Origin of the sequence: Citrobacter sp. B72, assembly GCF_016894305.1 — a bacterium.
GTDB classification, from domain to species: Bacteria; Pseudomonadota; Gammaproteobacteria; order Enterobacterales; family Enterobacteriaceae; genus Citrobacter; species Citrobacter portucalensis.
Genome location: NZ_CP069801.1, coordinates 854,016 through 871,583, shown reverse-complemented (window position 1 = coordinate 871,583; position 17,568 = coordinate 854,016). Strand labels below are relative to the sequence as shown.

Sequence of the window (17,568 nt, the reverse complement as noted above, 5' to 3'; positions counted from 1 at the left end):
ATTATTTACCGCTGGTCTGTTTTGCATGTGCGTCGAGGAATTCTTTCATCTCTTTCGGGCCCTGATAACCAGGTACGACATAGCCATTGCTCAGCACAATCGCCGGTGTACCGCTGACGCCAAACTGTACGCCCAGCGCATAGTGGTTAGCGATATCCACATCACAGGTCGCCGCTTTCACGCCCTTGCCTGCCATCGCATCATCAAAGGCTTTGTTTTTGTCCTTAGCACACCAGATAGACTTCATGTCCTGCTCAGCCTGGCTGTCCAGCCCCTGACGTGGGAAGGCCAGATAACGAACGGTGATCCCCAACGCATTGTAATCTTTCATCTCTTCATGCAGCTTGTGGCAGTAACCACAAGTGATGTCGGTGAAAACGGTAATGACGTGTTTTTCCTGCGGCGCTTTGTAGATGATCATCTCTTTTTCCAGCGCGTTCAGATGCTTCATCAGCAGTTGGTTGGTGACATTCACCGGACTTGCGCCGCTCACGTCGTACATCGGTCCCTGAATAATATGTTTACCGTCTTCAGTTACGTACAGCACGCCGCTATTGGTCAGTACGGTTTTCATGCCCGCAACCGGAGCAGGTTGAATCTCGGTGCTCTGCACACCCAGCTTTGCTAATGACTGACGAATTGCCGCGTCGTCTGCATGTACCATGCCGGAAAACGCCGTCGCCAGAAGGGTGAACATCATAAAACGTTTTTTCATAGCCTATCCTATCCTGTCAGCACTCACGCTCGCGGGTGATGCTGTTGATGTAGTTGCCGCAAGCGCTCCGTTGCGACATGAGTATAAATCTGCGTTGTCGAGAGATCGCTATGCCCCAGTAGCATCTGCACCACGCGCAGGTCTGCGCCATGGTTGAGCAGATGCGTGGCAAACGCGTGCCGCAGGACGTGCGGTGACAGCTTTTCGCTGTCGATTCCCGCCAACACAGCATAGTGTTTGATACGATGCCAGAAGGTCTGACGGGTCATCTGTTGCGCCCGCTGACTAGGAAACAGCACATCAATCGATACGCCGTTGAGCAACCATGGTCGCCCATGCTCCAGGTAAGTTTCCAGCCAGTACACAGCCTCCTCACCCAACGGGACAAGGCGCTCTTTGTTACCTTTACCGATCACCCGTACCACACCCTGACGCAGGCTGACGTCACTCATCGTCAGTCCTACCAGTTCAGACACGCGCAGGCCTGTTGCATACAGCACTTCCAGCATGGCTTTGTCGCGTAGCTCCAGCGGTTGCTCAATAAGCGGCGCTTGTAGCAGCCGCTCAACCTGCGCTTCGCTGAGATCTTTAGGCAGGCGCTGCGGAAGTTTAGGTGATGCAAGCGAGGCGCTGGGGTCATCTTCGCGATATTTTTCGCGGTACAGATGCTGAAAAAAACGTCGCGTCGCACTGAGCAAACGTGCGGAACTGGTGGCTTTATACCCTCCATCCATCCGCTCAGCCAGCAAGGCTTGCAGATCATCACTTTGCGCGGTCGCAAGCGAAGCGCCGCGGTGATGTAACCATTCCACAAGCATGGTCAGATCGCGACGATACGCACTTAATGTGTTTTCCGCCAGATTTCGTTCCAGCCACAGGGCATCAAGAAACTGCTCGATGCGCGCCAGATCCTGTTCCACTCGCGCCCCTTATTCCACTCTCATTTTTGATGCATTATGCCTCATTGTGCCGAGAATGCGGCGATTCTGTTACACTACCCGCAACGCTACAGCAGAATTGAGATGTTTACGTCATGAACATGGGTCTTTTTTACGGTTCCAGCACCTGCTACACCGAAATGGCAGCAGAAAAAATCCGCGATATCCTGGGTCCCGAACTGGTGACACTGCACAACCTCAAAGACGATTCTCCGACCCTAATGGAGCAATATGACGTGCTCATTTTGGGCATCCCAACCTGGGATTTCGGTGAAATTCAGGAGGACTGGGAAGCGGTCTGGGAGCAACTGGACGACCTCAACCTGGAGGGCAAGATTGTCGCGCTTTACGGTATGGGCGATCAGTTGGGATACGGCGAATGGTTCCTGGATGCGTTGGGTATGCTGCACGATAAACTGATCACCAAAGGTGTAAAGTTTGTCGGCTACTGGCCCACAGAAGGCTACGAATTCACCAGCGATAAACCCGTCATTGCTGATGGACAGCTGTTTGTTGGCCTGGCGCTGGATGAGACGAACCAGTACGATCTCAGCGATGAACGCATTCAGGCCTGGTGCGAGCAAATTCTTGGGGAAATGGCCGAGCACTGGTCCTAATAACCGATTTGCCGGATGACGGCGTAAATGCCTTATCCGGCCTGCATGACGCACCTAACTGTTGGCCTTCAAGCTGCGCGCCATCAGGCATGTGTCATGCGTTACCCTTGCTTCGCCTTTTGCAGCATCAACCGCCGTAAATCCCGCCACTCTGCATCATCCATACTGTCTGCTGCCAGCCACAAATGTTGACGTTTTCCGGCATCAGATCGCAAGCGTAGCATCATACCTGTTTTAACCATCCAGGGGGCGCTAACGATAGACCACTCTTGCCCTTGCCAGCGCAGACGGCCATCCATCAATAGCCGAATCTCACCCTGACAGGCGTTGATTCGACGCTGACTGCGAACGCTATCGAACACCACCAGAGAGAGCAAAACCAGCCATAATGGGGTGTAGCTCAATGGCCAGGGCATCAATAAAATAAACACCGCGACCAGCCCATGAATTAGCAGTGAAAGCCACTGCGCGCGCCATGATACGCGTAAATCAGATTGCCACTGGACCACGTTCCCGATTCCGTGTCTGGATAAGTCGCACCATCTGTTCCAGCTGCTCATCAGCTGGTTTCCCATGATTCATCAACCAGTTAAATAAATCTGGATCATCACATTCTAGCAGACGGATGAAGATACGTTTTTCTTCGTCACTTAAGCTGTCATATTCATGTTCAAAAAACGGCATGATCGAGATGTCCAGCTCGCGCATACCGCGGCGGCATGCCCAATGAATACGTGCTTTGTTGTTAATATCCATGTTCTTCTCCCTGTCTCGCGAAAACGAAGTATCCCGCTATTGTAACGTGTTTTTCCCGCTCTTTTTACGGGAATATCAGTAAACTGAAGCTCGCTCGCTAAATAAAACCTTATTAAGCCAAAGGATTCACCAATTTTGGATGTCTCCTCGCAAAGCACAATATATGGCACAAATAGCCTGTTTAAACCGCTTGCAATGGGCCATAGCTCTTTTACCATTAGTCATCATCACTGCGTTAAGCAAATCAGGACATTATTATGGCTTTTACATCTTTTCCTCCTCGCCAGCCTTTTGCGTCAACGCGTTTACCTCTGACGCTAATGACGCTCGATGACTGGGCGCTCGCCACCATCACCGGTGTCGACAGTGAGAAGTATATTCAGGGTCAGGTCACGGCGGATGTCAGCCAGATGACCGAGCATCAGCACCTGTTGGCTGCACATTGTGACGCCAAAGGTAAAATGTGGAGCAACCTGCGTCTGTTCCGCCAGGGTGACGGTTTTGCATGGCTTGAGCGCCGTAGCCTGCGTGATGCGCAGCTCACTGAGCTGAAAAAATACGCGGTCTTCTCGAAGGTGGCGATCGCCCCAGACGACGAGCGCGTCTTGCTGGGCGTAGCGGGATTCCAGGCACGTGCAGCGCTGGCCAATCTCTTTAGCGAATTACCGAACAGTGATAAGCAGGTCATTACCGAAGGTGCCTCCACGGTATTGTGGTTCGAACACCCTGCCGAACGTTTTCTGCTGATCGTTGATGCCACCACAGCAGAAACCTTGGTTGAAAAGCTGCGTGGCGAAGCTGAGTTAAATAACAGCCAGCAGTGGCTGGCGCTGGATATCGAAGCGGGTATCCCCGTTATTGATACAGCCAACAGTGCACAGTTTATTCCACAGGCTACCAATCTGCAGGCTCTGGGCGGGATCAGCTTTAAAAAAGGCTGCTACACCGGTCAGGAAATGGTGGCTCGAGCAAAATTCCGCGGAGCCAACAAACGCGCCATGTGGACTTTGGCGGGTGCCGCCGGTCGAGTACCGGAAGCTGGCGAAGACCTTGAATTAAAAATGGGCGAGAACTGGCGTCGTACTGGTACCGTACTTGCCGCAGTACAACTGGCCGATGGTCAGGTACTGGTGCAGGTTGTGATGAATAACGACATGGAGGCCGACAGCGTGTTCCGCGTCCGTGACGACGCAAAAACGCTGCGTATCGTACCGCTGCCATATTCGTTAGACGAAGAGTAATTGGTCGGCCTGATAAGCGCAGCGCCATTAGGCAATTCGGCACAGGCCGCCGGATTGCGGCATTGCCTCGTCCGGCCAACAAAATACAGCCCGGGCGAGGCGTTTACGCCGCCCCCGGGGTTGCACTGAATCTATGCGTGTTGCCCCACGTACAGATAGATCGCCAGGAAGTGGCAAACGCTGCCGCCCAGCACAAAACCGTGCCAGATCGCATGGTTATAAGGAATACGCTTACAGACGTAGAAAATTACGCCCAGCGAATACACCACACCGCCAACAGCCAGCAACGTCACGCCTCCCGCCGCCAACTTCACCGCCAGTTGATACACCACAATCAGCGAAAGCCAGCCCATTGTCAGGTAAGTCACCAGCGACAGAATTTTAAACCGGTGTGCGATGGTCAGTTTGAATAAAATACCGAGCAGCGCCAGGCTCCAGATAACAATCATCAACCCACGAGCCAGCGGCGAATCAAGCCCCACCAGCAGAAATGGCGTATAGGTCCCGGCAATCAGCAGATAAATCGCACAGTGGTCGAATTTTTTCAGCCAGACTTTCGCTCTCTGATGGGGGATCGCGTGATACAAGGTTGAGGCGAGGAACAGCAGGATCATGCTGCCGCCGTACAGGCTATAGCTGGTAATCGCCATAGCGCTGGCATTGGTATCCACTGCCTGAACCAGCAACAACACCAGTCCGACAATCCCAAACACCAGCCCGATACCGTGACTGATGCTGTTGGCTATTTCCTCTGCCAGCGAATATCCCTGCACGATTAATGGCTTCTGAACCATAACTTACTCCCGAGAAACGAACCCTATCGTGATTGCTCCTCTAGCGTAACTGAGAATGGTTCCAGTGAACACCTGTTAGCTAAAATAATTACCAGATAAATATTTACCATTAAAAATCATGGTTTTAGTTTTTAAATTTCAGCTAACATGCGTACTATTAAAATCAAAGGCATTTAAAATCAATCACATAAAATTGCGTCTGATCCGGGTAAATCTCGGCAATGACACGTTTAAGTTCTTCAAGCGTCATGTTTTCCTGCTGGGCATGTTTATCCGTCAGCGTATCCAGCGTGACGGTTGAGGTGCCAACAACCTCAATCGTGCAGAAGTAACCGTCATCTTCGAAGCGCCCAACCCGTAAAATGTCCCCGGCTTTGAAGTGTGATTCAGACTCGTCACGAATAGTGATGGTCTTGCGTCCGGCCAGAATGTCATCCTGGAAACGCTGAAAAAAAGTGATGTCATTTGGCTGCATGTTATTATTCCCTGTAGATGAAGTCTGATGAGTGAGTTTTGCCATTGTGAGTATGTTCTCCCACGCTGCCATCGCCAGTCTCAACAATCTTGAGATGCTGGTCTACAACTATGTCATCAAAAACCGTGACAAAGTCATGTACATGACCATTCGCGAACTGGCCGATGCCGTGGGTGTTTCCACTACCACCGTACTGCGCTTTTGCCGCAAGCTTAAGTGTGAAGGTTACTCAGAATTTCGCGTGCGCTTCAAATTATATTTAGAGCAGAATGAACCGCAACAGGCTAATTTCGGTGCTAGCGAAATTATCAGCTTCTTTAAAGGCGTTAATAACGATGAGTTCGATAATCTGCTCGATCAGGCTGTTGATATTATATTATCTTCCGAGCGTATTATATTCGTTGGGGCGGGAACATCCGGAGCCTTAGCCAAATATGGCGCACGTTTTTTCTCAAACGTTGGAAAATTCAGTAATCACATTGATGACCCTTATTTCCCGGTAACGAATGACATGGCCAGAAACGCGCTGGCGATCGTGCTTTCCGTTTCCGGTGAAACAGAAGAGATCCTGCGTTTTGCCAGCCAGTTCAGCCTGCATAACTGTAAGGTCCTGTCTGTCACCAGTCATGAACATTCGCGGCTGGCCAAATTGGCTGACTTTAATCTCTCCTGGCACGTTCCACAGACGCGCATTGCCGGTGTATACGATATAACTACGCAGATCCCTGTTATTTATATTCTGGAATCACTCGGCCGCAAGTTGGCGAAAAGAATAGCGTAAAAAAACAATCTGTTTTTTGGATGTAACAAATCACATTAGCGCTATTTTGTTATATCGTGACATTTATCTTTCCTTTGTTAGACTCAAAATCAGATGGTATTAATTTGAGACTGAGCGCAGATGAAAAAACTTACCTTACCAAAAGATTTTTTATGGGGTGGCGCGGTTGCGGCGCACCAGGTTGAAGGCGGCTGGAACAAAGGTGGCAAAGGCCCCAGCATTTGCGATGTACTGACCGGAGGGGCACACGGCGTTCCGCGAGAAATCACTCAGGAAGTTGAGCCCGGTAAGTACTACCCCAACCACGAAGCCGTCGATTTTTACGGTCATTACAAAGAAGACATCAAGCTGTTTGCCGAGATGGGCTTCAAATGCTTCCGTACCTCAATCGCCTGGACCCGTATCTTCCCCAAAGGGGACGAAAGCCAGCCGAATGAAGAAGGGCTAAAGTTCTACGACGACATGTTCGATGAACTGCTGAAGTACAACATCGAACCGGTCATCACCCTTTCCCACTTTGAAATGCCGCTGCACCTGGTTCAACAATACGGTAGCTGGACCAATCGTAAAGTCGTCGATTTCTTTGTCCGATTTGCTGAAGTCGTTTTTGAGCGCTACAAGCACAAGGTCAAATACTGGATGACCTTTAACGAGATCAACAACCAGCGCAACTGGCGCGCACCGCTGTTTGGTTATTGCTGCTCCGGCGTGGTGTATACCGAGCATGAAAACCCGGAAGAAACCATGTACCAGGTGCTGCATCACCAGTTCGTGGCCAGCGCTCTGGCAGTGAAAGCCGCACGTCGCATCAACCCGGAAATGAAAGTCGGCTGCATGCTGGCGATGGTGCCACTTTACCCATTCTCCTGTAAGCCTGAAGATGTGATGTTCGCGCAGGAATCGATGCGTGAGCGCTACGTTTTCACCGACGTTCAACTGCGCGGCTACTATCCATCATATGTACTGAACGAGTGGGAACGCCGCGAATTCAACATCCGAATGGAAGCCGGAGATGAGCAAATCCTGCGTGAAGGCACCTGTGACTATCTCGGATTCAGTTACTACATGACCAACGCGGTAAAAGCGGAAGGCGGCAGCGGCGATGCCATTTCTGGTTTTGAGGGCAGCGTACCGAACCCGCACGTAAAAGCGTCCGACTGGGGCTGGCAGATTGATCCGGTCGGTCTGCGTTACGCCTTATGCGAACTGTATGAGCGCTATCAGAAACCGCTATTTATCGTAGAAAACGGATTTGGTGCCTACGACAAAGTGGAAGAAGACGGCAGCATCAACGACGACTATCGCATCGACTATTTGCGCGCCCACGTTGAAGAGATGATGAAAGCGGTAACGTATGATGGCGTAGACCTGATGGGCTACACTCCGTGGGGCTGCATCGACTGTGTCTCGTTCACCACCGGTCAGTACAGCAAGCGCTACGGCTTTATCTACGTGAACAAACACGACGACGGCACCGGCGATATGTCGCGTTCACGCAAGAAAAGTTTTAACTGGTACAAAGCGGTGATTGCCAGCAACGGCGAGAAACTTTGATTTTTTGCCGGATGGCGGCGTAAACGCCTTATCCAGCCTACAGATTAAATTCCCGTAGGCCGGATAAGCGTAGCGCCAACCGGCGATTAAACCCTACTTCCCGCCAGCCAGTTCCAGAAAACTGCCCGTTACGTACGACGCCTTCTCGCTCAGCAGCCAGGTAATCGCCTGCGCGACCTCCTCCGGTTGTCCGCCGCGCTGCATAGGCAACATCGGTTTCACGCGATCGACCCTTCCCGGCTCGCCGCCTGATGCGTGCATTTCAGTGTAGATAAGACCAGGTCGCACGCAGTTTACGCGGATCCCTTGCGCCGCAACCTCCAGCGCAAGGCCGGTGGTGAGCGTGTCCACAGCGCCTTTTGAGGCCGCGTAATCAACATATTCGAATGGCGCACCAAGCCGCGATGCCGCCGAAGACACATTCACAATCGCCCCGCCTTGCCCTCCGTGTTTGAAAGACATGCGCTTTACCGCTTCCCGACAACACAAAAAATAGCCGGTAACATTGGTCGCCAGCACGCGGTTAATTCTTTCGGCGGTTAGGCTTTCCACCGTGCTCTGTTCAAACAAAATCCCGGCATTATTCACTAACGCAGACAGTGGTTCACCTTCGCGGTCAATGCATTCAAACATTGCCACAACCTGGCTTTCATCGCTGATATCAGCCCGTAGAGCAAACGCCTTTCCCCCGGCAGCGGCAATGGTATTCACCACCTCCGTTGCCGCACGGATATTGTGATGAAAGTTAACCGCAACCGTGTAACCCTCTTGCGCTAACTGCAGCGCGGTTGCCCGCCCGATGCCGCGACTGCCGCCAGTAACCAATGCGATTCCCATGGATACCTCCAGATATGAAAAAGCCGGGAGGCGTCTTCGCCTTACCCGGCCTACAAAAGCTTTACTGCGCGGAAAAGTTACTGATATTCGCTCATCGGCACGCAGGAGCAGAACAGGTTACGGTCACCGTAAACATCATCAAGGCGTTTCACGGTCGGCCAGTATTTGTTCGCCACACCAGCCGGGAAGACGGCGATTTCTCGGCTATAACCGTGATTCCACTCCGCGACCAGCTCGTTTTGCGTGTGCGGTGAGTTAACCAGCGGGTTATCTTCCAGTGACCATTCACCGGCTTTCACGCGATCGATTTCAGCGCGGATTGCCAGCATCGCATTGATAAAGCGATCAAGTTCCACTTTGCTTTCAGATTCAGTCGGTTCAACCATCAGGGTACCCGCGACCGGGAATGACATGGTCGGCGCATGGAAACCGTAATCGATCAGACGCTTGGCAATATCCAGTTCGCTGATGCCGGTCTCTTCTTTCAGTGGGCGAATGTCGAGAATACATTCATGCGCCACGCGACCGTCGCGACCGGTATACAGTACCGGATAAGCATCTTTCAGACGGCTGGCAATGTAGTTAGCGTTAAGGATAGCCACCTGGCTTGCCTGCTTCAGACCTTCTGCACCCATCATACGGATGTACATCCAGCTGATTGGCAGAATGGATGCGCTACCGAACGGCGCCGCTGAAACTGCGCCCTGACGGGTGAGCATTCCTTCAATCTGCACTACGCTGTGACCCGGTACAAACGGTGCCAGATGTGATTTGACGCCAATCGGTCCCATACCTGGGCCGCCGCCGCCGTGCGGAATGCAGAATGTTTTATGCAGGTTGAGGTGCGAGACATCTGCGCCGATAAAGCCCGGCGTGGTGATCCCAACCTGAGCGTTCATGTTCGCGCCATCAAGGTAAACCTGGCCGCCAAACTGGTGCACAACGTCGCACACTTCACGGATCGTTTCTTCATACACGCCGTGAGTAGACGGATAGGTCACCATGATGCAGGAGAGATTCGCAGCATGTTGTTCTGCTTTTGCTCGCAGATCGTCCAGGTCGATGTTGCCGTTCTTATCACACGCGACAACCACAACCTGCATCCCCGCCATCTGTGCAGATGCCGGATTGGTGCCGTGGGCAGAAGCCGGGATCAGACAGATATCGCGATGGCCTTCGTTACGGCTTTCGTGATAGTGACGAATCGCCAGCAGACCCGCATACTCGCCCTGCGCGCCGGAGTTCGGCTGCATGCAGACGGCGTCATAACCGGTCAGTTTTACCAGCCACTCGGAAAGCTGGCCGATCATCTGGTGATAACCTTCTGCCTGCTCTGGCGGGCAGAACGGGTGAAGTTCAGCGAATTCCGGCCAGGTGATAGGGATCATCTCGGCGGCAGCGTTCAGCTTCATGGTGCAAGAACCCAGCGGGATCATTGCCTGGTTCAGCGCCAGATCTTTGCGCTCCAGCGAGTGCATGTAGCGCATCATTTCGGTTTCGCTGTGATACCGATTAAACACCGGATGGCTGAGGATCGCATCGTCACGCAGCATGCTGTCCTGAATGGAACGGCTGTCGAGCGCCACATCTTTATCCAGCGTATCGATATTCAAACCGTGGCTGTCGCCCAGCAGAACATTGAACAACTGCACCACGTTTTCACGGGTGGTGGTTTCATCGAGCGTAATGCCTACCGCGTTATGGATATCGCTACGCAGGTTGATTTCTGCCGCTTCGGCACGCGCCAGAACAGCCGCTTTGTCGGCCACTTCAACACACAGAGTGTCGAAGTAGTGCGCATGGCGCAGCTTCAGCCCTTTCTGCTGCAGACCGGCCGCCAGAATATCAGTCAGGCGATGGATGCGATTAGCGATACGTTTCAGGCCAACCGGACCATGATAAACGGCATACAGGCTGGCGATGTTGGCCAGCAGAACCTGCGAGGTACAAATGTTGGAGTTCGCTTTCTCACGGCGGATATGCTGCTCACGAGTCTGCATCGCCATGCGCAGTGCGGTATTGCCCGCCGCATCTTTCGATACGCCGATAATACGGCCTGGCATGGAGCGTTTGAATTCGTCTTTAGCGGCGAAGAATGCCGCGTGTGGGCCGCCGTAACCCATCGGTACGCCGAAGCGTTGCGCAGAGCCGAAAACAATATCCGCGCCCTGTTTGCCCGGTGCAGTCAGCAGTACCAGCGCCATAAAGTCGGCAGCGACACTGACCACAACTTTACGGGATTTCAGCTCGGCAATCAGTTTGCTGTAGTCGTGCACTTCACCGGTGGTGCCAACCTGCTGCAACAGCACGCCAAACACATCCTGGTGATCCAGTGCTTTCGCCGCGTCATCAACAATGACGTCAAAGCCAAAGGTTTCTGCACGGGTGCGAACCACGTCCAGCGTTTGCGGGTGAACATCAGCCGCCACAAAGAAACGGTTAGCATTTTTCAGTTTGCTGACACGTTTGGCCATCGCCATGGCTTCAGCAGCCGCAGTGGCTTCATCCAGCAGAGAAGCAGAAGCCATATCCAGGCCCGTCAGGTCCAGCGTGACCTGTTGGAAGTTCAGCAGAGCTTCCAGTCGTCCCTGGGATACTTCCGGCTGATACGGCGTATATGCGGTGTACCAACCTGGGTTTTCCAGCATGTTACGCAGAATAACCGGTGGCAACTGCACGGCGGTGTAGCCCATGCCAATGTAGGACGTGAAGCGCTTGTTACGCCCGGCGATGGCTTTTAATTCAGCCAGCGCAGCGTATTCGGTCGCCGCCTCGCCCACCTGTGGCGGGGTTGCGAGCTGAATGTCTTTCGGCACAATCTGGCCGATCAGCGCGTTTAACGACTCGGCGCCAACCGCATTCAGCATCTCTTGCTGCTGCGCGGCGTCCGGTCCGATGTGGCGTTCAATGAAAGCGCCGCTGTTTTCAAGCTGGCTTAACGTCTGTGTCATGGGCGATGGTTCCTGAAACGTGCAGTGAATCGTGATGGTCTCTAACTCAATTGCCCGGTGGCGCTGACGCTTACCGGGCCTACATAAAACCGTAGGCCGGATAAACGCAGTGCCATCCGGCACAATCTTATTCGTCTTCCAGTAATGCCTCGTACGCAGTGGCATCCAACAGCGATTCAATTTCGCTTTCATCGCTGGCTTTGATTTTGAAAATCCAGCCGCCCGCATACGGTTCGCTGTTAACCAGTTCCGGGGAGTCGCTGAGCGCATCGTTAACCGCAACAATCTCACCGCCTACTGGCGCATAGATATCGGATGCCGCTTTTACGGACTCCGCAACGGCGCAATCATCGCCCGCGCTGACGGTGGCGCCAACTTCTGGCAGGTCAACGAAAACCATGTCACCTAACAGCTCCTGAGCGTGTTCGGTGATACCAACGGTGTAAGAGCCGTCAGCTTCTTTGCGCAGCCATTCGTGTTCTTTGCTGTATTTCAGTTCTGCAGGTACGTTGCTCATCAATCAATCTCCAAAAAAGGATGAATTACGCGACGGCTTTGCCGTTACGCACAAAAACAGGTTTAGTCACTTTTACCGGCATTTCACGGTTACGGATCTGTACGATCGCAGTCTCACCGATACCCGCAGGCACGCGCGCCAACGCGATGCTGTAACCCAGGGTTGGGGAGAATGAGCCACTGGTGATAATGCCTTCATGCTGGTTGCCAGAAGCATCGGTGAAACGCACCGGCAGTTCATTCCGCAGCACGCCCTTCTCAGTCATCACCAGCCCGACCAGCTGTTCGTGGCCTTTTTCGCGCTGCATTTCCAGTGCTTCACGACCAATAAAGTCGCGGTCGGCAGGTTCCCACGCAATGGTCCAACCCATATTGGCTTCCAGCGGAGAAATCCCTTCGTCCATCTCCTGACCATACAGGTTCATACCCGCTTCCAGACGCAGGGTGTCGCGCGCGCCGAGACCACAAGGTTTGACGCCAGCCTGTACCAGCGCACGCCAGAAATCAGCCGCTTTTTCATTCGGCATGGCGATTTCATAGCCTGCTTCGCCGGTATAACCGGTGGTTGCGATAAACAAATCACCCGCCTGAACGCCAAAGAACGGCTTCATGCCTTCAACCGCATGGCGCTGTTCGTCAGTAAACAACGTGGCTGCTTTTTCCTGCGCGTTTGGCCCCTGCACCGCAATCAGCGACAGGTCGTCACGAACGGTGATGTCGATGGCGTAAGGTTCAGCGTGTTGGGTAATCCAGGAGAGGTCTTTTTCGCGGGTGGCGGAGTTTACAACGAGGCGGAAGAAATCTTCAGTGAAGTAGTAGACAATCAGGTCATCTATCACGCCGCCCGAAGCGTTGAGCATCCCGGAGTAGAGGGCTTTACCCGTCTTCGTTAGCTTCGCGACGTCGTTTGCCAGCAGATAACGCAAGAACTCCCGGGTGCGGCTACCGCGCAGGTCGACGATGGTCATATGCGACACATCAAACATTCCGGCGTCGGTGCGAACAGCATGGTGTTCATCGAGCTGAGAACCGTAATGCAGTGGCATCATCCAGCCATGGAAATCGACCATGCGCGCGCCACATAGCGTGTGTTGTTCGTACAAAGGAGTCTGTTGAGCCATCTTTTCCTCGTTGAATAAGCGGGGCTACCAACTCTTTCGCGGTGAAATTTTCGCCACGAAACTCAGCACCGCAGCCGCTCCAGGGGCTACGACGCAAACGTTCTCTTTGTCCTGAACTTACCACCGAAACAGACGCTAAACCATAAGTCAAAATTAACCATCACATTAGCTTATGGCGAAAAACAGCCAGATCACCAACAGAATAAAACTCCATACATATAGCAATTAATCAGAACAACAAACAAAGGTAAGCGTAAAATCACAGCACCAATCCACATTAAATGTGGAAAAAATGTCAAAAATGGCGTTATGAAAAAAACACAATATTAGAAAAACTAATGCGAAAAAAGGCGTGGAATTAGATTATTTCAAATGAGAGAAGCACCCCGGCGCGAAGGCCGGGAGAGGAAAGTGTGACGGGTCTCAAACTCTTAAGATTGTCCTTACGGACACTAACGTAACCACTCGGGAAGATCGTTCAGTCCCATCGCCTGACGGATGAGTTGTGGTTTTACGCCCGGGAGGGTATCGGCCAGTTTCAGCCCAATATCGCGTAGCAGTTTTTTCGCCGGATTCTCGCCTGCAAACAGTTCACGGAAACCCTGCATCCCCGCCAGCATCAGCGCTGCGCTGTGCTTACGGCTGCGCTCGTAGCGGCGTAAATAGAGATACTGCCCAATATCTTTACCCTGACGTTGTAGCCGCTTAAGTTCATCGATCAGCTCCGCCGCATCCATAAAGCCAAGGTTAACCCCCTGACCCGCCAGCGGGTGGATGGTATGCGCCGCATCCCCCACCAGCGCCAGACGATGGGCCGCGAACTGGCGAGCATAACGTCCCGTCAGCGGAAACGCCTGACGTTCGCTTTCAAGGCTGCACAGCCCCAGACGATTATCAAAGGCGATATTCAGCGCCTGATTAAACTCGTCAACGCTTGCCTGCTGCATACGTTCTGCTTCCTGCGGCGAGAGCGACCAGACGATAGAACACAGGTGTGGATCGCTGAGTGGCAGGAATGCCAGGATCCCCTCGCCATGAAACGCCTGACGCGCAACCGCACCGTGAGCTTCCTGCGTACGGATAGTCGCCACCAGCGCATGATGACGGTAGTCCCAGAAGGTGAGCGGAATGTCCGCTTTATTGCGCAGCCAGGAATTAGCGCCATCGGCACCGACGACCAGACGCGCCGTCAGCATTGCGCCATCTTTGAGGCTCAGAAATGCTTCGTTCTCGCCCCAGGCCACCTGCTGTATTTCAGCTGGCGCCATCAGCGTAATATCCGCTGAACGCTGTGCCTTTTGCCACAACGCATAATGGATTTCTGAGTTTTCAACGATGTGGCCCAAATGGCTGTAACCCATGCTCTGGTCATCAAATTCAATGCGTCCAAAGCTGTCTTTGTCCCAGACTTCCATGCCGTGGTAGCAGCAAGCGCGACGGGCAACAATGTCGGACCAGACGCCAAGACGGGTAAGCAGTTTTTCGCTGGCTGCATTAATGGCCGAAACGCGAAGCTGAGGAGGTGCATCCGCCGCCAACGGCTGCGGAACATGTTGTTCTAATACAGCAACGCGCAACCCACTGCCCTGCAGGCCGCAGGCAACCGCCAGTCCCACCATGCCGCCACCAACAATTGCTACATCAACACTTTGCACTGTTTATACCTCGAAACCTGTAATCCGTAGGCCTGATAAGCGCAGTGCCATCAGGCATTTTTGCGGGGACCCTTGCCGGATGTCGGCGTTGCCTTATCCGGCCTACAGGTCATATTTATCGTGCAACCCAACCCAGGGTCCGCTCCGCCAGCGCATCGCGCGCAGGGGTGAATAATTCCATCGCCATCAACCCGACATTGCGCCCAACAACCAGCGGGGCCCAGTGATTGGCAAACAAATACACTAAATTGTTGGTCACACCAATCGTCGTCTCGCGATCGCGCTCGCGGCGCTGCTGATAACGTGCCAGCACCGCATAATCACCCACATCTTCCGCGCCGTTTTGCGCCTGCGTCAACGTCTCAGCAAGGCTCATTACATCGCGCAGGCCAAGGTTGAAACCTTGCCCGGCAATGGGGTGCAGCGTCTGGGCGGCGTTCCCTACCAGCACGGTACGATGGGTAATCGCTTTCAGCGCCGTAGTTAACGAAAGCGGATAAGCGCTGCGTTTACCAGCCTGGGTAATACGTCCCAGTCGCCAGCCAAAAGCGGTTTGCAGTTCACGGCAAAACTGTTCGTCGGACAAGGCCATGATCTCATCACGCTGCTCCAGCGGATGGCACCACACCAGCGAGCAGCGACCGTCAGACATTGGCAGCATTGCCAGCGGGCCATATTGCGTGAAGCGTTCAAACGCTCGCCCATCGTGCGGTACAGAGGTCGTGACGTTGGCAATCACCGCCAGTTGCTCATAAGGCTGTTGCAGCCAGTCAACACCGCAGGCAGTCGCCAGTGCGGAACGCGTGCCGTCAGCAGCCACCAGCAGGCGACCGGTAATCATCTCGCCATTCTCCAGCGTCACTTCAACGCGCTCCTGCGTGCGCGACACGCTGGCTACGCGGTCGGGGCAGTGCAATGTGACACCCGGTGCTTTGCGCAGCAGCGCAAACAGACGCAGCCCGACGTCGTGCAGTTCTACCACCTGGCCCAGAGCCGGAATACGGTATTCCTGCGCATCCAGCGTCACAAATCCGGCATGGCCGCGATCGCTGACGTGAACCGTTTTAATGGCCGTTGCGCAATCGGCAATCGCCTGCCATACGCCAATTCTCGCCAGCTGTTGGCAGGTTCCTGCCGCCAGCGCGATCGCCCGGGCGTCAAACCCAGGATGGCGGTCAGTTTCAGGTTCGCTCGCTTCTATCAGATGAACCGGCAGAGTCCCATGGCTGAGCTGAGAAATGGCCAGCGCCAGCGTCGCGCCAACCATACCACCACCAACGATAATCACGCTCATTGCAGTCGCGCCGCAGCCATTAAGGCTTCAATATCATCGGCTTTCTTCACTACGCTGGCGGTCAGGTTTTCATTGCCGTCCTCGGTGATGAGGATGTCATCCTCAATACGAATGCCGATACCACGATAGGCCGGCGGTACATCGGCATCCGGCGCGATATACAGTCCCGGTTCGACGGTGAGTACCATTCCCGGCTCAAGAATACGTGAGCGGTCCTGACCATAAACGCCGACGTCGTGCACATCCAGCCCAAGCCAGTGACTTAGACCATGCATAAAGAATGGGCGGTGCGCATTTTCGGTAATCAACTGATCGACATCACCGTGCAGAATGCCAAGCTTCACCAGGCCCGTAATCATGATGCGCACCACTTCGCCAGTGACTTCCTGAATGGACGTTCCGGGACGATACAGACGCAGGCTGGTCTCTAAGGATTCCAGTACGATATCGTAGATTTCACGCTGTGCTGGGGTAAATTTACCGTTTACCGGGAAGGTTCGCGTAATGTCACCCGCATAGCCTTTGTATTCACAGCCAGCGTCGATTAGCACCAGATCGCCATCGCGCATTTCACTTTCATTTTCGGTGTAATGCAGAATACAGCCGTTTTCACTGCTGCCGACAATCGTGTTATAGGACGGATAACGCGCGCCATGACGGGTAAATTCATGGTGAATCTCCCCTTCTAACTGGTATTCAAACATTCCTGGACGGCATTTTTCCATCGCGCGGGTATGCGCCAGTGCGGTGATTTCTCCGGCACGACGCATGACCGCAATTTCTTCCGGTGATTTGAACAGGCGCATTTCATGCACCATCGGACGCCAGTCGATAATCGCGGCAGGCGCGTGCAGATTTTGTCTGGAGCCTTTGCGCAGTTTATCCAGCGCCGTGCACACAATCTCGTCTGCCCAGGCATACTCGCCCTGGGCGTGGTATACCGCGTCCAGACCATTGAGCAGCAAATACAGCTGTTGGTTGATTTCACTGAAGGCCAGCGCCCGGTCAACGCCAAGTTTTGCCGGGGCAGCATCCTGACCCAGACGGCGGCCAAACCAGATCTCCGCCGTCAGATCGCGAACCCGATTGAACAAAACGCTGTGGTTATGAGTGTCATCACTTTTAATCAGCACCAGCACGGCTTCAGGTTCGTTAAAACCGGTGAAGTACCAGAAATCACTGCTTTGGCGGTAAGGGTATTCACTGTCCGCACTACGCGTCGCTTCCGGTGCGGCAAAAATCAGCGCGGCGCTGCCGGGCTGCATTTGTGCCAGTAAAGCCTGGCGACGACGCTGGAATTCTTGCTGAGATATCTCGCTCATC

Annotated in this window: 17 protein-coding genes; 4 read left to right on the top strand and 13 right to left on the bottom strand. The window is 53.5% G+C overall.

Annotation, left to right across the window (positions count from 1 at the left end):
- Nucleotide 1: 1 nt before the first annotated feature.
- Both dsbC and xerD read right to left on the bottom strand, forming a co-directional pair.
- Nucleotides 2–715: a bifunctional protein-disulfide isomerase/oxidoreductase DsbC gene (gene dsbC, locus JQN59_RS04225; RefSeq protein ID WP_048225463.1), complete on the bottom strand. Its 714-nt coding sequence runs from the start codon at nt 713–715 to the stop codon at nt 2–4.
- A gap of 23 nt (nt 716–738) precedes the next feature.
- Nucleotides 739–1,635 (bottom strand): site-specific tyrosine recombinase XerD, encoded by an 897-nt coding sequence (gene xerD, locus JQN59_RS04220; protein WP_003825519.1) that lies wholly within the window; start codon nt 1,633–1,635, stop codon nt 739–741.
- Nucleotides 1,636–1,748: 113 nt separating this feature from the next.
- Between xerD and fldB the strand changes: the two genes are divergently transcribed.
- A complete protein-coding gene (fldB, locus tag JQN59_RS04215) occupies nt 1,749–2,270 on the top strand; it encodes a flavodoxin FldB (protein WP_003026933.1) in 522 nt (173 codons plus the stop codon).
- A gap of 101 nt (nt 2,271–2,371) precedes the next feature.
- Here the strand turns inward: fldB and JQN59_RS04210 are convergent, their stop codons facing one another.
- Together JQN59_RS04210 and sdhE are read right to left on the bottom strand one after the other, a co-directional pair.
- Nucleotides 2,372–2,779: a protein YgfX gene (locus JQN59_RS04210; RefSeq protein ID WP_003825515.1), complete on the bottom strand. Its 408-nt coding sequence runs from the start codon at nt 2,777–2,779 to the stop codon at nt 2,372–2,374.
- Complete coding sequence (gene sdhE / locus JQN59_RS04205; protein ID WP_003825514.1) at nt 2,760–3,026, bottom strand: FAD assembly factor SdhE; 267 nt, start codon at nt 3,024–3,026, stop codon at nt 2,760–2,762. The genes JQN59_RS04210 and sdhE overlap by 20 nt, the downstream gene beginning before the upstream one ends.
- Nucleotides 3,027–3,283: 257 nt before the next feature.
- Between sdhE and ygfZ the strand changes: the two genes are divergently transcribed.
- Nucleotides 3,284–4,267 carry a tRNA-modifying protein YgfZ gene (ygfZ, locus tag JQN59_RS04200; RefSeq protein WP_008785741.1) on the top strand — a complete coding sequence of 328 codons (984 nt, stop codon included), beginning with the start codon at nt 3,284–3,286 and terminating at the stop codon, nt 4,265–4,267.
- 131 nt (nt 4,268–4,398) lie between these two features.
- Here the strand turns inward: ygfZ and trhA are convergent, their stop codons facing one another.
- Nucleotides 4,399–5,061: a PAQR family membrane homeostasis protein TrhA gene (gene trhA / locus JQN59_RS04195; RefSeq protein ID WP_149608193.1), complete on the bottom strand. Its 663-nt coding sequence runs from the start codon at nt 5,059–5,061 to the stop codon at nt 4,399–4,401.
- A 163-nt stretch (nt 5,062–5,224) separates the two neighbouring features.
- Nucleotides 5,225–5,536, bottom strand: coding sequence for a N(4)-acetylcytidine aminohydrolase (gene yqfB, locus JQN59_RS04190; protein ID WP_008785743.1), 312 nt, complete (start codon nt 5,534–5,536; stop codon nt 5,225–5,227).
- A gap of 52 nt (nt 5,537–5,588) precedes the next feature.
- On the opposite strand from yqfB, the gene JQN59_RS04185 reads away from it, so the two are divergent.
- Nucleotides 5,589–6,317, top strand: a complete 729-nt coding sequence (locus tag JQN59_RS04185) for a MurR/RpiR family transcriptional regulator (RefSeq protein WP_008785744.1) — start codon at nt 5,589–5,591, stop codon at nt 6,315–6,317.
- 120 nt (nt 6,318–6,437) lie between these two features.
- Nucleotides 6,438–7,871 carry a 6-phospho-beta-glucosidase BglA gene (bglA, locus tag JQN59_RS04180; protein WP_057067555.1) on the top strand — a complete coding sequence of 478 codons (1,434 nt, stop codon included), beginning with the start codon at nt 6,438–6,440 and terminating at the stop codon, nt 7,869–7,871.
- 93 nt (nt 7,872–7,964) lie between these two features.
- On the opposite strand, the gene JQN59_RS04175 is transcribed toward bglA, so the two are convergent.
- The 7 genes from JQN59_RS04175 to pepP form a co-directional block, all read right to left on the bottom strand.
- Nucleotides 7,965–8,708, bottom strand: a complete 744-nt coding sequence (locus JQN59_RS04175; RefSeq protein WP_149608192.1) for an SDR family oxidoreductase — start codon at nt 8,706–8,708, stop codon at nt 7,965–7,967.
- 77 nt (nt 8,709–8,785) lie between these two features.
- Complete coding sequence (gcvP, locus tag JQN59_RS04170; protein WP_003825499.1) at nt 8,786–11,659, bottom strand: aminomethyl-transferring glycine dehydrogenase; 2,874 nt, start codon at nt 11,657–11,659, stop codon at nt 8,786–8,788.
- 127 nt (nt 11,660–11,786) lie between these two features.
- Complete coding sequence (gene gcvH / locus JQN59_RS04165) at nt 11,787–12,176, bottom strand: glycine cleavage system protein GcvH (RefSeq protein WP_003026965.1); 390 nt, start codon at nt 12,174–12,176, stop codon at nt 11,787–11,789.
- A gap of 25 nt (nt 12,177–12,201) precedes the next feature.
- Nucleotides 12,202–13,296 (bottom strand): glycine cleavage system aminomethyltransferase GcvT, encoded by a 1,095-nt coding sequence (gene gcvT, locus JQN59_RS04160; protein ID WP_149608191.1) that lies wholly within the window; start codon nt 13,294–13,296, stop codon nt 12,202–12,204.
- Between the two features lie 452 nt (nt 13,297–13,748).
- Nucleotides 13,749–14,951: an FAD-dependent 2-octaprenylphenol hydroxylase gene (gene ubiI / locus JQN59_RS04155; RefSeq protein ID WP_008785748.1), complete on the bottom strand. Its 1,203-nt coding sequence runs from the start codon at nt 14,949–14,951 to the stop codon at nt 13,749–13,751.
- Nucleotides 14,952–15,066: 115 nt separating this feature from the next.
- On the bottom strand, nt 15,067–16,245 hold the full coding sequence (gene ubiH / locus JQN59_RS04150; protein WP_103015235.1) for a 2-octaprenyl-6-methoxyphenyl hydroxylase: 1,179 nt from the start codon (nt 16,243–16,245) through the stop codon (nt 15,067–15,069).
- Nucleotides 16,242–17,567 carry a Xaa-Pro aminopeptidase gene (pepP, locus tag JQN59_RS04145; protein WP_204528161.1) on the bottom strand — a complete coding sequence of 442 codons (1,326 nt, stop codon included), beginning with the start codon at nt 17,565–17,567 and terminating at the stop codon, nt 16,242–16,244. Before pepP ends, ubiH begins: the two co-directional genes overlap by 4 nt.
- Nucleotide 17,568 lies beyond the last annotated feature (1 nt).

Bases quoted from the DNA above. Each gene is read 5' to 3' on its own strand.
- dsbC (WP_048225463.1), bottom strand. From the start codon at position 715: ATGAAAAAACGTTTTATGATGTTCACCCTTCTGGCGACGGCGTTTTCC.
- fldB (WP_003026933.1), top strand. From the start codon at position 1,749: ATGAACATGGGTCTTTTTTACGGTTCCAGCACCTGCTACACCGAAATG.
- sdhE (WP_003825514.1), bottom strand. From the start codon at position 3,026: ATGGATATTAACAACAAAGCACGTATTCATTGGGCATGCCGCCGCGGT.
- ygfZ (WP_008785741.1), top strand. From the start codon at position 3,284: ATGGCTTTTACATCTTTTCCTCCTCGCCAGCCTTTTGCGTCAACGCGT.
- trhA (WP_149608193.1), bottom strand. From the start codon at position 5,061: ATGGTTCAGAAGCCATTAATCGTGCAGGGATATTCGCTGGCAGAGGAA.
- yqfB (WP_008785743.1), bottom strand. From the start codon at position 5,536: ATGCAGCCAAATGACATCACTTTTTTTCAGCGTTTCCAGGATGACATT.
- JQN59_RS04185 (WP_008785744.1), top strand. From the start codon at position 5,589: ATGTTCTCCCACGCTGCCATCGCCAGTCTCAACAATCTTGAGATGCTG.
- bglA (WP_057067555.1), top strand. From the start codon at position 6,438: ATGAAAAAACTTACCTTACCAAAAGATTTTTTATGGGGTGGCGCGGTT.
- JQN59_RS04175 (WP_149608192.1), bottom strand. From the start codon at position 8,708: ATGGGAATCGCATTGGTTACTGGCGGCAGTCGCGGCATCGGGCGGGCA.
- gcvP (WP_003825499.1), bottom strand. From the start codon at position 11,659: ATGACACAGACGTTAAGCCAGCTTGAAAACAGCGGCGCTTTCATTGAA.
- gcvH (WP_003026965.1), bottom strand. From the start codon at position 12,176: ATGAGCAACGTACCTGCAGAACTGAAATACAGCAAAGAACACGAATGG.
- gcvT (WP_149608191.1), bottom strand. From the start codon at position 13,296: ATGGCTCAACAGACTCCTTTGTACGAACAACACACGCTATGTGGCGCG.
- ubiH (WP_103015235.1), bottom strand. From the start codon at position 16,245: ATGAGCGTGATTATCGTTGGTGGTGGTATGGTTGGCGCGACGCTGGCG.
- pepP (WP_204528161.1), bottom strand. From the start codon at position 17,567: ATGAGCGAGATATCTCAGCAAGAATTCCAGCGTCGTCGCCAGGCTTTA.